Origin of the sequence: Termitidicoccus mucosus (assembly GCF_038725785.1) — a bacterium.
Lineage (GTDB): Bacteria > Verrucomicrobiota > Verrucomicrobiia > Opitutales > Opitutaceae > Termitidicoccus > Termitidicoccus mucosus.
This window is the reverse complement of the sequence record NZ_CP109796.1, coordinates 3,113,191-3,126,245: the sequence shown is the minus strand read 5'-3', so window position 1 is coordinate 3,126,245 and position 13,055 is coordinate 3,113,191. Positions and strand designations below refer to the sequence as shown.

At 65.6% G+C, this 13,055-nt stretch carries 16 protein-coding genes; all 16 read left to right on the top strand.

What is annotated here, in order from left to right; translation table 11 throughout:
- Position 1: 1 nt before the first annotated feature.
- The 16 genes from OH491_RS11020 (at position 2) to OH491_RS10945 (ending at position 13,046) form a co-directional block, all read left to right on the top strand.
- Complete coding sequence (locus tag OH491_RS11020; RefSeq protein WP_068771360.1) at positions 2-550, top strand: flagellar basal body-associated FliL family protein; 549 nt, start codon at positions 2-4, stop codon at positions 548-550.
- A 17-nt stretch (positions 551-567) separates the two neighbouring features.
- Positions 568-1,620: a flagellar motor switch protein FliM gene (locus OH491_RS11015; RefSeq protein WP_068771361.1), complete on the top strand. Its 1,053-nt coding sequence runs from the start codon at positions 568-570 to the stop codon at positions 1,618-1,620.
- Complete coding sequence (locus OH491_RS11010) at positions 1,601-1,957, top strand: FliM/FliN family flagellar motor switch protein (RefSeq protein WP_342751019.1); 357 nt, start codon at positions 1,601-1,603, stop codon at positions 1,955-1,957. Before OH491_RS11015 ends, OH491_RS11010 begins: the two co-directional genes overlap by 20 nt.
- Before the next feature lie 14 nt (positions 1,958-1,971).
- Positions 1,972-2,199 carry a FliM/FliN family flagellar motor switch protein gene (locus OH491_RS11005; RefSeq protein WP_342751018.1) on the top strand — a complete coding sequence of 76 codons (228 nt, stop codon included), beginning with the start codon at positions 1,972-1,974 and terminating at the stop codon, positions 2,197-2,199.
- Positions 2,196-2,693 carry a FliO/MopB family protein gene (locus tag OH491_RS11000; RefSeq protein WP_084442374.1) on the top strand — a complete coding sequence of 166 codons (498 nt, stop codon included), beginning with the start codon at positions 2,196-2,198 and terminating at the stop codon, positions 2,691-2,693. The genes OH491_RS11005 and OH491_RS11000 overlap by 4 nt, the downstream gene beginning before the upstream one ends.
- 83 nt (positions 2,694-2,776) lie before the next feature.
- Positions 2,777-3,523 carry a flagellar type III secretion system pore protein FliP gene (gene fliP, locus OH491_RS10995; RefSeq protein WP_425429199.1) on the top strand — a complete coding sequence of 249 codons (747 nt, stop codon included), beginning with the start codon at positions 2,777-2,779 and terminating at the stop codon, positions 3,521-3,523.
- 29 nt (positions 3,524-3,552) lie between these two features.
- The gene (locus OH491_RS10990; protein ID WP_068771365.1) at positions 3,553-3,822 is read left to right on the top strand and encodes a flagellar biosynthetic protein FliQ; all 270 of its coding nucleotides are present in this window, start codon (positions 3,553-3,555) and stop codon (positions 3,820-3,822) included.
- A 48-nt stretch (positions 3,823-3,870) separates the two neighbouring features.
- Complete coding sequence (locus tag OH491_RS10985; RefSeq protein ID WP_342751017.1) at positions 3,871-4,353, top strand: flagellar biosynthetic protein FliR; 483 nt, start codon at positions 3,871-3,873, stop codon at positions 4,351-4,353.
- A 69-nt stretch (positions 4,354-4,422) separates the two neighbouring features.
- Positions 4,423-5,532 carry an EscU/YscU/HrcU family type III secretion system export apparatus switch protein gene (locus OH491_RS10980; RefSeq protein ID WP_068771367.1) on the top strand — a complete coding sequence of 370 codons (1,110 nt, stop codon included), beginning with the start codon at positions 4,423-4,425 and terminating at the stop codon, positions 5,530-5,532.
- Between the two features lie 4 nt (positions 5,533-5,536).
- Positions 5,537-7,705, top strand: coding sequence for a flagellar biosynthesis protein FlhA (gene flhA / locus OH491_RS10975; protein WP_068771368.1), 2,169 nt, complete (start codon positions 5,537-5,539; stop codon positions 7,703-7,705).
- 4 nt (positions 7,706-7,709) lie between these two features.
- Positions 7,710-8,759, top strand: a complete 1,050-nt coding sequence (locus tag OH491_RS10970; RefSeq protein ID WP_068771369.1) for a hypothetical protein — start codon at positions 7,710-7,712, stop codon at positions 8,757-8,759.
- Positions 8,760-9,108: 349 nt separating this feature from the next.
- A complete protein-coding gene (locus tag OH491_RS10965) occupies positions 9,109-9,897 on the top strand; it encodes a sigma-70 family RNA polymerase sigma factor (RefSeq protein WP_084442375.1) in 789 nt (262 codons plus the stop codon).
- 27 nt (positions 9,898-9,924) lie between these two features.
- The gene (locus OH491_RS10960; RefSeq protein ID WP_068771371.1) at positions 9,925-10,794 is read left to right on the top strand and encodes a motility-associated protein; all 870 of its coding nucleotides are present in this window, start codon (positions 9,925-9,927) and stop codon (positions 10,792-10,794) included.
- A 27-nt stretch (positions 10,795-10,821) separates the two neighbouring features.
- Positions 10,822-11,634 (top strand): flagellar motor protein MotB, encoded by an 813-nt coding sequence (locus OH491_RS10955; RefSeq protein WP_068771372.1) that lies wholly within the window; start codon positions 10,822-10,824, stop codon positions 11,632-11,634.
- 6 nt (positions 11,635-11,640) lie between these two features.
- Entirely contained in the window at positions 11,641-11,904 is a 264-nt protein-coding gene (locus OH491_RS10950; RefSeq protein WP_068771373.1) for a hypothetical protein, read from the top strand.
- Positions 11,905-12,296: 392 nt separating this feature from the next.
- Positions 12,297-13,046: a flagellar hook-basal body protein gene (locus OH491_RS10945; protein WP_068771374.1), complete on the top strand. Its 750-nt coding sequence runs from the start codon at positions 12,297-12,299 to the stop codon at positions 13,044-13,046.
- The last annotated feature ends 9 nt before the right edge of the window (positions 13,047-13,055 follow it).

The following is a 13,055-nucleotide window of genomic DNA, read 5'->3' as shown; positions in this document are numbered from 1 at the left end:
CATGCCTTCACGAATTGAGGACACAACTCCCGCGACGCCGAACACCGAGGCCGCGCCCCGCTCCCGGCGCGCGCTGCCGGCCTGGATTCCGTTGGCGGTCGCCGTGGCGCTGGCTCCGGTGCTGACGTGGGCGGTCGGCCGGTTTGTGCTGATTCCGCAGCTTCGCTCGACGCTCGCGACGGAAATGCCCGCCCAGGCCAGGGCGTCAGCCCGCCCGGCCGCCGGCGCGGCGCCCGCCGCGGCCATTCCCGGCACCACCTATGTCTTCGACAACGTGGTGGTGAACCTTTCCGGCACGATGGGCACGCGTTACCTGAAGGCGGGATTTGTCGTGATCGGCAACGAGCCCACGCTTGCGCAGCAATTCGAGCAGCGTCGCGCGCAACTGCTGGACGTGACCCTGAACGTGCTCTCGTCCCTTTCCCTCTCCGACCTTGAGGAGGCGGGCGCGAAAAACCTCGTGCGCGAGCGGCTGGTGAGCGCCTACAACCAGGCGCTCGGCCAGCATGTGGCCGAGCAGGTTTATTTCACCGACTTTGTCGTCCAGTAAGCGAAAACACCCACGCGATGGCAGAGGACCCACACAACGGCCCGATAGATGCGCTGGACCAGAGCGAGATTGACCGTCTGCTGGCGCAAACCACCGAGGCGGAAAAGCCGCCGGTATTTTGCTCCGACGGACGGCGCGCGGCGCCCAACGCGAAATTCCGCATCGAGGCCTACGATTTCCGCAACCCGGTTTTCCTGACCGAGGTGGAACTGCGCCGGCTGCGGCTGCTGCACGAGGATTTCATCCGCTACCTGAGCGCGCGGCTGTCCCTGTTCCTGCGCATGGAGTGCGGCCTGAAAATGGCGCGGCTCACGACCCTGAGCTACTCGAAGTTCACCGAGTCGCTGCCGAGCCCGACGCACATCTGCCTGTTCAAGGCCGAGCCCTTGCGCGGCATCGGCGTGCTCGACATCAACCCTCGCCTCGCCCTGACGCTGGTGGACCGGATGCTCGGCGGCCGCGGGCATTCCGTGAAGGCGGAACGCTACCTGACGGAGATCGAGATCGCGCTGCTGGAGGACATCATCCTCATCGTGCTGGAGGAATGGTGCGGGCAATGGAAGGCGGAGCAGTCGTTCCGGCCCCAGATCGTGGGCCATGAGAACAACGGCCGGTTTTTGCAGACCTCGCCGCGCGACGCCATCGTGCTGGCGCTCGCGCTGGAAATGAACTTCGGCGACTGCGCGGAGCAGTTGCAGCTCGGGATCCCGTATTACACGATCGAGCCGATGGTGCGCAGCATGCAGGCGCGGCGGCAGCGCGAGGCGTCCTCCGGCGGCGTGGCGAAAAAGACGGAGTGGAAACCCGCCTGCGAGGACATCGCGATGGACGTGCGGGCGCAGTGGAACGCATGGGAGATGCCGCTGCGCGAATTGCTGAGCCTGCGCGTGGGCGACGTGCTCGAGCTTCCGGCCGAGATCCTCGGCGACACGCGCCTCTTGCTGGAGAACACCGAAAAATTCGTCGGCACCGTGGGCATCGAAGGCGACCACGTGGCCGTAAAAATCAAACAACCGCTTTTCACTTCGGATACGGCCGAAGCCCCCGCTTATGGAAGACAAGACGCTTGATCTGGTTCTGGACGTAAAGGTGAAGGTAACCGTGCAGCTGGGGTCCTGCCAGTTGTCCATGCGCGAGGTGCTGGCGCTGTCGCCCGGCGCCGTGGATGGACGTGCGGCGCAGTGGAACGCATGGGAGATGCCGCTGCGCGAATTGGAGCCTGCGCGTGGGCGACGTGCTCGACTTCCGGCCGAGATCCTCGGCGACACGCGCCTCTTGCTGGAGAACACCGAAAAATTCGTCGGCACCGTGGGCATCGAAATACCAGGCCGTAAAAATCAAACAACCGCTTTTCGCTGGACCGAAGCCCCGCTTATGGAAGAGACGGCGATCTGGTTCTGGACGTAAAGGTGAAGGTAACCGTGCAGCTGGGGTCCTGCCAGTTGTCCATGCGCGAGGTGCTGGCGCTGTCGCCCGGCGCCGTGGTGCAGCTCACGCAAAGGGCGATCGACCCGGTCGGTCTCTACGTGAACGGCAAGCTGATCGCCTTCGGCGAGGTCGTGGTGGTGGAGGAAAACTTTGGCATCAAGATCACCGAACTGGTGGGGCTCGCCCCGGTGGAGGCGGCCGGGCAGGGGACTCCTGCATGAGGAGTGCGCGTCCGCCCGGTTTTGCGCGCCCGCGCGCGTCAATTTCCAGCGTCATTGGCTGGCTGCTAATGGTAGCTATCGCGGGCTGCGCCGCATTGGAGGCGGCGCAGCCCCTTGACGCCGGGCCTTCTCCGGCGACGCAGCCGGGCGAATTGCCCGGCGACATGGTTTTGACCCCGCGCGACTCGCACATGCCGCGTCTGTTTGAGGACAGGCCGGGCGGCGGCGGCTCGTTCTGGCTGGTGATCGCCTTGCTGATCGGCGGCGGCGCGGGCTGGATGTTCCTGTGGTCGCGGCGGCGCGCAACCCCCGCCGGCAAGCTGGCCGGCCGCATCCAGATCGAGGGCACGCGCGCGCTGGGCAACCGGCAGTACCTGGCGGTGGTGGTGTGCGACCGGCAGCGTTTCCTCGTCGGCGTGACGCCCGGCGGCATCGGCTTGGTCGCCCGGCTGGACGGCGATCCGGCGGCGGAAGAAAAAAAGGACGTATCGTGATTTCGAATACACAGGTCGCGGCTGTTTCGGCCCGGGCTTTCCCGCGGCCGCCGCGTTGCTGGCGATGGCTTTTGGCGGCGGCGCTGTTGTTCTGGCTGGCCGCGCTGGCCGGGGCGCAGACCGCCCCGGCCCCGGGCGGCGCCCCGGCGGCGGCCAGAGGCCCCCGCCTGGTGATCGGCCTGGACGGAGCGGAGGCTTCCGGCGACATCGGCGTGGGGATCCAGATCGTGATCGTCATGACGCTGCTGACGCTGGCGCCGTCGCTGATCATGCTCATGACGAGTTTCACCCGCATCGTGATCGTGCTGGGGCTGGTGCGCACCGCGCTCGGCGTGGCGAACGCCCCGGCCAACCAGATCGTCATCGGGCTCTCGCTTTTTCTCACGCTGTTCATCATGGCGCCGGTTTTCCAGCGGGCGAACGAGAACGCGCTGCAGCCGTATCTGGCGGGCACCATCACCTCGACCGAGGCGCTGAAGGCGGCGGCCGAGCCCGCGCGGGAGTTCATGCTGCGGCAGACGCGGGCGCGGGACCTGGAGTTTTTTCTCCAACTGGGCCGGTTCCCGCCGACGCGGGTGAACGAGCTGCCGATGCGCGTGATCGTGCCGGCGTTTGTGGTGAGCGAGCTGCAGACCGCGTTTCAGATGGGATTTTTGTTGTTCATGCCCTTCCTGGTCATCGACCTGCTGGTCTCGTCGGTGCTCATGTCGCTCGGCATGATGATGATGCCGCCGGCGATCGTGTCGCTGCCTTTCAAGATACTGTTGTTTGTCGTCGTGGACGGCTGGTATCTGGTGGTGCGCAGCCTGGTGGAGAGCTTCCGAATGTGAACTCCGTGAATTCCTGAACCTATCTTCCCATGAATGCCGAGGCTGCGATTGATCTTTTGAAACAAGTGGTGCTGTTCGCGCTCTACGTGACGTCGCCGTTTATCGTGCTGATGCTGCTGATCGGCCTGCTGACCAGCCTGGCGCAGTCGGTGACGAGCATCCAGGAGCAGACGCTCACCTTCGGCCCGAAGATACTCGGGCTCGCGCTGTTGTTGATCGTGCTGGCGCCGTGGCTGCTGCGGGCGCTGACGGAATTCGCGTCCTCGTGCATCACCCGCATGGCGATCGTGGCGGGATGACGGGCGCCCCGCATTGTCACCAAATTTAGGATACGCCCGGTGCAACCGATGTCATTCGACTGGATCGTGCTGTGGTTGATGACCGGGCTGCGCGCCACGGGGATCGTGATGCTGCTGCCGGCCCCCGGGGGGCGCTCCCTGCCGCCGACGCTGCGGGTGGCCTGCTCGATGATGATCGCGACCCTGGTCGCGGGGCCGCTGGCCGGGACAGCCACGCCGCGGCTGGAAAGCTGGGGGCAACTAGTCACGGCGGTCGTGGCCGAGTTGCTGCTGGGCTTTGCGCTGGGCTTTGTCGGGCGGACGATCATCACGGGCGCGGAAGTGGGCGGACGCATGATGGCCAACGAGCTCGGCCTGATGGCCGCGCCGGGTTTCGACGTGCCGACGCCGTCGCAGGAACGACAACCTGCCGTGGTGGATGCTCGAATTGGTGGGCCGGCAGTGACCGGCAAAAATTGCCGTGAAACCGGCCACGAAGCGTCGCCCCGAATTTCCCTACGCATGATATGCGGCCATATAATTTGTTATTAATTGATAAACAATATTTTATGTAACACAAAAGCGGTTTGGCATTAACCCTGCGTATATCGACCTTCCCGCATGGCCGAACACGATCAGGATCAAAAAACCGAGCTTCCTTCCGAGAAGCGGCTGAACGACGCGCACGAGCGCGGGCAGTTCGCCAAGTCGCCCGAGCTCGGCGTCGTGTTCATGCTGGCCGCGGCGTTCGGGGCGCTTTCGCTGTCGGCGGGCGAGGGGGCGCGGCGGGTGGCCGAGTTTGGCGCCGGCATTTTCGGGCACATCCATCTCATCCGCATCGAGCCGGGCGTGGTGCCGGTGCAGTTCGCGCAGGCCGGGCTGGTGCTGGCCGGCGCGCTCGGGCCGGTGCTGGTGGCCGGCATCGTGGCGGCGCTGATGTCGGGCGGGCTCCAGACGGGATTTCAACTGACGCCCAAGGCGTTTGGCGTGAAGCCCGAGCGGCTGAATCCGGTCGAGGGTTTCCAGCGGGTGTTTTCCAAGCGGACGCTGACGCACGGCGCGATTGATTTCCTGAAGGTGACGGCGATCGGCGTGAGTCTCTGGCTGGCGGCGCGGACGCTGCTCGGCGACCCGTTGTTCAGCACGCCGGTCGAGACGCCCTACCTGGGCAGTTTTATTTTCGAGAGCGCGCTGGCCCTGCTGGCCCGGCTGCTGCTCGCGATGTCGGTCATCGCGGCCATCGCGTATTCATACGAGCGATACAAGACCTACCGCGAGCTGATGATGACGCGGCAGGAGCTCAAGGAGGAGCGCCGCCAGTCCGAGGGCGACGCGCTCGTGAAGTCGGCGATGCGCCGGATGGCGCGCCGCCTGATGCAGCGCCAGATGCTCGCGGCGGTGCCGACGGCGGACGTGGTGGTGACCAACCCGACGCACTACGCCGTGGCGCTCAAATACGAGCGCGGCGTGGATTCCGCACCGGTGGTGCTGGCCAAGGGCGAGAACCGGCTGGCCATGCGCATCAAGGCGATCGCGGCCGAGCACGGCGTGCCGATGGTGGAGGACCGTGCGGTGGCGAAGCTGCTGCACGGCACGGGCGTGGTGGGCGAGCCGATCCCGGTCTCGCTCTACAAGGCGGTGGCGGCGATCCTGGTGATGGTTTACCGCACGCACCGGTATTACTTTTTCCGGCTGAAGGCGCGCCGCGCGGAAATGGGAGGCATCGCCTGACGCCATGATCGCCTCGACTTCCGCCGCAGTGAATCCCGCCTCCGGCAGCAGTCTGCTGCGCCAGGCCGACCTGATTTTCATCGGGGCGCTGTTCGCCACCGTGCTGATGCTGATCGTGCCGGTGCCGCCCTTCGTGCTGGACATGCTGCTGGCGGTCAGCATCACGATGTCGCTGCTGGTGCTGCTGGTGATCATCTACGTGCGCGCGCCGGCGGAGTTTTCCGGGTTTCCCACCATCCTGCTCGGGCTGACGCTGTATCGCCTCGCCCTCAACATCTGCTCGACGCGCCTGATCCTGACCAAGGGCTACGCGGGCGGGATCATCGATTCGTTTGGCCACTTTGTCATTCAGGGCAACTACATCGTCGGCTTCGTGGTGTTCGTGATCCTGGTGGTGATCAACTTCGTGGTCATCACCAAGGGCGCGGGGCGCATCGCGGAGGTGAGCGCGCGCTTCACGCTCGACGCGCTGCCGGGAAAGCAGATGGCGATCGACGCCGAGCTCAACGCCGGCATCATCGACGAGGCGGCGGCCACGGCGCGGCGGACCAAGATCCAGAAGGAGGCCGATTTCTACGGCGCGATGGACGGCGCGTCGAAGTTCGTGCGCGGCGACGCCATCGCCGGCATCCTCATCACGCTGGTCAACGTGATCGGCGGTTTTGCCATCGGCGTTTTCCAGATGGACCTGACGCTGACGGAGTCGCTGACGAAGTTCACCCTGCTTTCGATCGGCGACGGTCTGGTCGCGCAAATCCCGGCGCTGATCGTGTCGGTGGCGGCGGGCCTGCTCGTCACGCGCGCGGCGGAGGACGAGAACCTCGGCGCGCAGGTCGGCCGGCAGTTGCTGCGTTATCCGCGCGCGTTGCAGGTGGTCGGCGGGATGATGATGGTTTTCGGGTTGATTCCCGGCATGCCCTTCTGGCCGTTCGCGCTGCTGGGCGGCTTGTTGTTTTATGTGGCGCGCAGCATTCCCCGGCTGGCGGGCGAGGGCGGGGAAAAGCCGTTCAAGGGGGCGGCCAAGGACGCGGCCGGCGGCGAATCGTCCCCCGCCGGAGGAAGCGCGCCTGCCGGCGGCGCAAGGCCCGGCGGCGGGGCGGAGGACATTCGCAAGCTGACCGACGTGGACTTGTTCGCGGTCGAGGTGGGCTACGGGTTGCTCCCGCTGGCGGACGCGAAGCAGGGCGGCGACCTGCTGGCGCGCATCACGGGCGCGCGCAAGACGCTGGCGCGCGACCGCGGGCTCGTGGTCCCGCCGATCTCGGTGCGGGACAATCTGGAGCTGGAGAGCAACGCCTACCGTTTCCTCCTGCGCGGCCGCGTGCTTGCGGGCGGCACGGTCTCGGTCGGCGAATGGCTCGCCATGAACGTGAGCGGCTCGCAGGTGAAGCTGCGGGGCAAGTCCTGCAAGGAGCCGGTCTTCGGCATCGACGCGGTGTGGGTGCCCGAGAGCGAGCGCACCACTGCCGAGATCAACGGCTACACGGTCGTCGATGCCGCGTCGGTGATCGTCACGCATTTGACCGAGGCGCTGAAGGGGGCGGCGCATCATCTGCTCGGGCGCCAGGACGTGCAGGGTCTGGTCGACCATATCAAGACGACGCACCCGGCGCTGGTGGCGGAACTGCTGCCGGACCTCGTCAACTTGGGCATCATCCAGCGCGTGCTGCAGAATCTGCTGCGGGAAAGCGTGCCGATCCTGAACCTGCCCGTGATTCTGGAGGGCGTCGCCGATTTCGCGCCGGTCACGAAAAATCCGGACGAGTTGAGCGAGCTGGTGCGCCGCAACCTAGGCATGTATTTTGTCCATGAATACGAGAGCCGCCCCGGCGTGGTCCGGGCGGTGACGATGGACCCGCGCATGGAGCAGCTCCTGATCTCGAAGATCCACCGCGCGCCCGGGGACATCAGCCTGGCCCTCGACGCCTCGGTGGGGCGGCATCTGCTCGCCGAGGTGATGTCGAAGTCCAAGCCCTTTCTGGAGGCGGGACAGCCGGCCGTGCTCGTGGTTGGCGCGGATTTGCGCCTGGCGCTGCGACGCTTCCTGGAGCCGTCCTTCCCGCGCCTGACCGTGCTGGCTTACCAGGAAATTCCCGCCGGCTGCGACATCGAGAGCGCGGGCACCATCACTTTGCCGGCCGGCGTCGCCCGGGCCGAAACCAAGGCCACGTGAAACCATGAACAAGAGCGCGGACAAAACAAACGATTTCAGGTCCGGCACCTTCCGCCTGGTGGCGAGGTCGGCCGAGGCGGCGGCCGGCGCGATCCGCCAGCAGTTGGGCGAGCGGGCGAAAGTGGTCTCCGTGCGCTCCGTGCCGGTGCGCGGCTGGCAGCGTTTTCTCGGCGCGTCCCGGATCGAGGTGATCGCGGAAGTGCCGCCGCTCGAAGGCCGGGCGGGCTCCTCCGAGGCCGCGACCCGGATTCCCGCCGTCGCGGGATTCCAGTCCGGCGGGGTGATGATTTCGGATGCGGGCGGACCGGAGGCGGGCGCGCCGGCCTTGGCGGACTGGTTGCGCGGACGCGGCGTTTCGCAGGCGGCGTTGCGGCAGATGGAGTCGCTGCCGTTCTGGTCGGGCATCGCGGACAACCTGCCGCTCGCGGAATCCTTCGGGTTGATGCGGGATGATTTGTGCCGTCTGGGGGCCGCGCATCGCGGCCGCAGTCTGCCGGCGCGCACGGCATTTCTGGGCGGGCCCGGCGCGGGAAAAACCACGGCGTTGTGCAGGTGGCTGCATCGCGAAGTCGTCCGCCACGGACGGCTGGGCGTGGTGTGGTGGATGGAACCGGATGCCGGCCCGGTGTCGCCGGCGCTTTCCGCCTGTTGCGAGCAACTGCGGATTCCGCTGGTGCGGCACGGGAGCGAGGCATCGCCGGCGGGCGGGGATTTCGTCTATGTCGATCCGCCCCCGATCAGCGCCGACCCGGAGGCAAACGCGCGGATGCGCGATTTCCTCGAGCGCGAGGAAATCACCGGCCGGGTGCTGGTGCTGAACGCCGCCTATGCGGACAAATCGCTGCTAGCCGCCTGCAAGGCCGGGCGCGCCCTGGGCGCCACGCATGTGGTGCTCACGCACCTCGACGAGGTGTCGTGCTGGCCGGGGCTCTGGGAGGTGTTGCTGGGCGAGGGACTCGCGCCTCTCTTCCTGACGGCAAGCGCGGGATGGGCGCCCGGCATCACGGAGAACGTGATCGAGGCCATGCTGGAGCGGACGCTTCCGGCCTCGTGAAGGGAACGACCACCAATGAGAGCAGCCTTTCTTTTATTCGGATTCATCGGGTTTTCCCTGGTTTTGGCCACGGGGATTTATGCAGGACGCGCGGTTGACGTGGTGTTGCGGGATGCCGCGATCGGTTGCCTCGCGTCGGCCCTGATCGGGCGCTGGTGGATGGGACTGGCCGCCAAATCCGCGCGGCAGTTGATCGACGAAAAACAAGCCGCCCGCGCCGCCAAGCCCCCGGCGCCGCCCCCGCCTGCGCCCGCCCGGCGGGCGGCCCCGGCGCGCTTCCGCGCCGGCCGGCCGTCTCCGCGCCGCGCGCCGCCTCCGCACCCGCCGCCCATCGCTGATTTTTTTCATCATGCTCACCGCGCTTCCAGAACAACCCACCGAAGAGAAAGTCGCGCCGGCGCGCCCGGTCTCCACCGCCTGGCGTGCGTATCAGGATGGGAGCGGCGACGACACCGGGCTCATCGAGCGCCACCTGCCGCTGGTCCGCAACGTGGTGGATCGCATCAAGGTCAACCTGCCCGCGCATGTGGACGTGGCGGACCTCTACAGCGTGGGCGTGATCGGGTTGATGGCGGCGCTCCGCCGCTTCAATCCAGAGCAGGGCAGCCTGTTTTCCGCCTACGCGTCGCTGCGCATCCGGGGCGCGGTGCTCGACGAACTGCGCCGGCTCGACTGGTGCCCGCGCCGCGCCCGCGTGAAGGCCCGCAAGATCAAGGAGGCGATCGCCGAGCTGGAGCAGCGGCACGGGCGTCCCGCGACCGACGAGGAGGTGCGCGAACACCTCGGCCTGTCGGCGAAAAACTACGCGCGCTGGCTGGAGGAATCGAGCCCCGTGACCTTTGTGGCGATTGACCAGCCGATGGACAACGGGGAGTCGCTGCACGACATCATCCCGGACAAAAACGGTACGCTCGCGCGCGACACGATGGAGAAAGACGAGCTGAAACAACTTATCGCTCAACGAATGACAGAATTGCCCGATATACAGAAGCGTGTCCTCGCCATGTATTATTTTGAAAACATGCGGTTGGCCGAGATCGCCGCGGTTTTTCATCTCACGGAATCCCGGATCTGCCAGATCCACTCGCAGGCCGTGCTCGCGCTTCGCGCCTACGTGGCCAGGGTCCGGGATCGTTGAGCAACAGCGGCCGGGAGACCCACGCCTATGATGGTATTGATCGGAATTCTGATCGTGATGCTGGCCACGCTGGGCGGCTTTGCCCTCGGTGGCGGCAACGTGCTGGTGCTGCTGCACATATCCGAATACGTGATTATTTTCGGCATGGCGCTGGGGCTGCTCATCATCGCCAGCCCGCCGCACGTCGGGCGGGACATCGTGCGCAAGGTCGTCGGCGCCGTCTTCGGGCGCAAGACGCGGCGCGACGGGTATTTTGACCTGCTGAAACTGCTCTACGAACTGTTTGTCCTCGGCCGGCGCAACGGGCTCATCGCGCTCGAGGAACACATATCCGACCCGGAGCAGAGCGTGATCCTGAGGAAATATCCGGATTTTCTGGCGCATGAGGAGCACCGGAATTTTTTGATCAACGCGCTCCGCCCGGTGGTGGACGGCCGCATCAAGCCCGACCAGCTCGAATCCCTGATGTCCACCGAACTCGGCGCAAAGGCCGAGGAGGCGGACCACCCGGTGCATCTGCTGCAACTCGTCGGCGACTCGCTGCCGGGCATCGGCATCGTGGCGGCGGTGCTGGGCATCATCAACACGATGGCGTCGCTGGCCGACGGCCCCGAGGTCGTGGGCGAGCGCGTGGCCGCCGCGCTCACCGGCACGCTGCTGGGCGTGTTCAGCGCCTACGGCTTCGTCAACCCTCTGGCCAACCGCGTGCGCATGAACAATCTCGACGAAATGCAATACCTGCGCTGCATCAAGGTCGCCGTCGCGGGTTTCGCCAAGGGGCTCGCCCCCATCACCGCGGTCGAGGTCGCGCGGCGTTCGTTGGAAAGCTCGGTCCAGCCGCTCGCGGACGAATTGGAAGCGGCGCTGAAGAGCCTGCCCCTGCCGGGCAAGGCATGACCACCATTATGAGGAGGCATTCCTGATATGGCCGGCAAAGGAGGCGGCGGAGCCTGGAAAGTGGCCTACGCGGATTTTGTCACCGCGATGATGGCCTTGTTCATGGTGCTGTGGATTTCGGCCCAGGACGAAAGCATCGTGGTCGCGACCTCGCAGTATTTCCAGTCGCCCCGCAAAGCGCTGCTGGACGGCGCGGCGGGCATCCTGTCGGTCGAGCGGATGCGGCCCGTGCGCATGGAGAAGGTGGGCGACAAGGGCGATGAGGGCACCGGCTTGGTGGACCAAAGAAAAATCGACACGCAGTTTCTTCAGGAAATCGCCGACAACCTCTACCGCCTGCTGAACCTCGACGAGGTGGCGGGCGAACGGCCGATCGAGATCCAGGTCACATCGGACGGGCTCAAGGTCACCTTGTATGATCGCGGCAAGCGCCCCCTCTTCAAGGAGGACAGCGCCGAGTTCACCGACTGGGGCAATTTCGTGATGGAGACGCTGGCGTGGATCATCGACCGCCACCAGTTCAACGTCGTGATCGAGGGGCACACGCGGAAGGGCGTGGCGATGGCGAATCCCGATTATTCGTCCTGGGAGCTCTCGTCCGACTTTGCGAACACCTCCCGCCGCTCCCTGACCCATTATGCGGTGAACCCGGACCTGATCGAGCGGGTTTCCGGGTTTGCCGACACCAAGCCGCTGCCGGGACTCGATGCCGCGGACGAGTCGAACCAGCGCGTGACCCTGAGCATGTCGCTCCGCCGCCGCGCCTCCACCCCGGCGTCCGTATCGGGAACCGGCGCCGCCGCGCCACCAGCGCCCGCCGAAAATGGAAAAGCCAGATAATTCGCGATGAAATCCTTCCTGAGCGACCGCCCCAGCGCCGGATTGTCCTCGTTGAGGACCACCGGCAACCGAGTGTTTGTCCCGCTGCGTCCCGAGCCCGAGCCGCCCCCCGCGCCGGCGGCTGAGAAATGCGCGGCCTCGGCCAAGGCCAAGGTCGAATGCGTGCGCGAGGATGGACGGGTGACGCGCATCCTCGTCACCTGCGCCTGCGGAGAGAAAGTCGAGATCGACTGCGTCTACGAGCAGGAGGAGTCCGCCTCCCCGCAATAAACGAGCGGGAATGGACAAATAAAACCGGGAGAGAGGGCGGCACTCGGCCTCATGCGGCAGCGCGAGCGTAGCGCAGGCATCCTTGCCTGCCGTCGAAACCGAAGGCGCGAAGCGCCGCTGATTCTTTTTTCCAAAAACCAATAAATGCCGCGCTCCGCGCGATATCAAGGACGGCAGGCAAGGATGCCTGCGCTGCGCTACGACGCACCGCGCGAGAAACATGAATCCACCCAGACGGCGGCACGACGGTCAACCACGCCACGCCTTTTCCTTGGAGGCAAATTTTGCCGGATGATTGACGATACTAGGCAGGCAATTGATATTGTTACATAATATATTATATATCAATTAATAGTGATAGTGGCATTATTGCTGCTTTCTTGACGGCAGCAATGAATGTCGGCATTTATCAGAACGCAGCGTCGCTGTCCGCCTTGGAGCGGTGGCAGAATGTGGTGACTCAGAATCTGGCTTCGAGCGAGGTGTCCGGCTTCAAGCGCCGCACGGTGCAGATCGGCGCGAATTTTGCCGGCGAGCTGTATCCCGACACCGCCTCCCGGCCCGGGGCAGGCGAGATGCTGTCCGCGTTTTTTCCAAAAACGTCCAGTTCGGTGAACTTTCAGCAGGGCGAGATCCGGCCCACCGACCGGGAGCTGGACATGGTGATCGAGTCGGACGGATTTTTTTCGGTGCGGGGCGCCGACGGCCAAGTGCTCTATACGCGGGCGGGCTCCTTCCAATTATCGCCCGAACGGACCTTGGTCACGGCCGAGGGATTCCCGGTCTTGAGCGACGGCGGCGATCCCATCGAGCTTCAACCCGAGGGTGGCAACGTGATCGTCAACAAAGAGGGCACCGTGGTGCAGGACGAGACCATCATCGGGCGCCTGGGCATTTACCGGTTTGACCGTCCCGGCCAGTTGATCCCGCGAGCGGGCGGCTATTTCGCGGCGTCGCCCGGTGCGGCCCCGATGGAAATCGAGGAGCCCGGCGTGCTGCAGGAGCGCATCGAGATGAGCAACGTGGCGCCGCTGCGCGAGATGGTGGACCTGATCGCGATCACCCGCGCCTACGAGGTCAATGCCAAGATGATCCAAAGCCGCGACGACCTCATGGGAAAAACGATCGAGGCTTTTTCCTGAATTTCCCCG

Bases quoted from the DNA above. Each gene is read 5' to 3' on its own strand.
- OH491_RS11020 (WP_068771360.1), top strand. From the start codon at position 2: ATGCCTTCACGAATTGAGGACACAACTCCCGCGACGCCGAACACCGAG.
- OH491_RS11015 (WP_068771361.1), top strand. From the start codon at position 568: ATGGCAGAGGACCCACACAACGGCCCGATAGATGCGCTGGACCAGAGC.
- OH491_RS11010 (WP_342751019.1), top strand. From the start codon at position 1,601: ATGGAAGACAAGACGCTTGATCTGGTTCTGGACGTAAAGGTGAAGGTA.
- OH491_RS11000 (WP_084442374.1), top strand. From the start codon at position 2,196: ATGAGGAGTGCGCGTCCGCCCGGTTTTGCGCGCCCGCGCGCGTCAATT.
- OH491_RS10990 (WP_068771365.1), top strand. From the start codon at position 3,553: ATGAATGCCGAGGCTGCGATTGATCTTTTGAAACAAGTGGTGCTGTTC.
- OH491_RS10985 (WP_342751017.1), top strand. From the start codon at position 3,871: ATGTCATTCGACTGGATCGTGCTGTGGTTGATGACCGGGCTGCGCGCC.
- OH491_RS10980 (WP_068771367.1), top strand. From the start codon at position 4,423: ATGGCCGAACACGATCAGGATCAAAAAACCGAGCTTCCTTCCGAGAAG.
- flhA (WP_068771368.1), top strand. From the start codon at position 5,537: ATGATCGCCTCGACTTCCGCCGCAGTGAATCCCGCCTCCGGCAGCAGT.
- OH491_RS10970 (WP_068771369.1), top strand. From the start codon at position 7,710: ATGAACAAGAGCGCGGACAAAACAAACGATTTCAGGTCCGGCACCTTC.
- OH491_RS10965 (WP_084442375.1), top strand. From the start codon at position 9,109: ATGCTCACCGCGCTTCCAGAACAACCCACCGAAGAGAAAGTCGCGCCG.
- OH491_RS10960 (WP_068771371.1), top strand. From the start codon at position 9,925: ATGATGGTATTGATCGGAATTCTGATCGTGATGCTGGCCACGCTGGGC.
- OH491_RS10955 (WP_068771372.1), top strand. From the start codon at position 10,822: ATGGCCGGCAAAGGAGGCGGCGGAGCCTGGAAAGTGGCCTACGCGGAT.
- OH491_RS10950 (WP_068771373.1), top strand. From the start codon at position 11,641: ATGAAATCCTTCCTGAGCGACCGCCCCAGCGCCGGATTGTCCTCGTTG.
- OH491_RS10945 (WP_068771374.1), top strand. From the start codon at position 12,297: ATGAATGTCGGCATTTATCAGAACGCAGCGTCGCTGTCCGCCTTGGAG.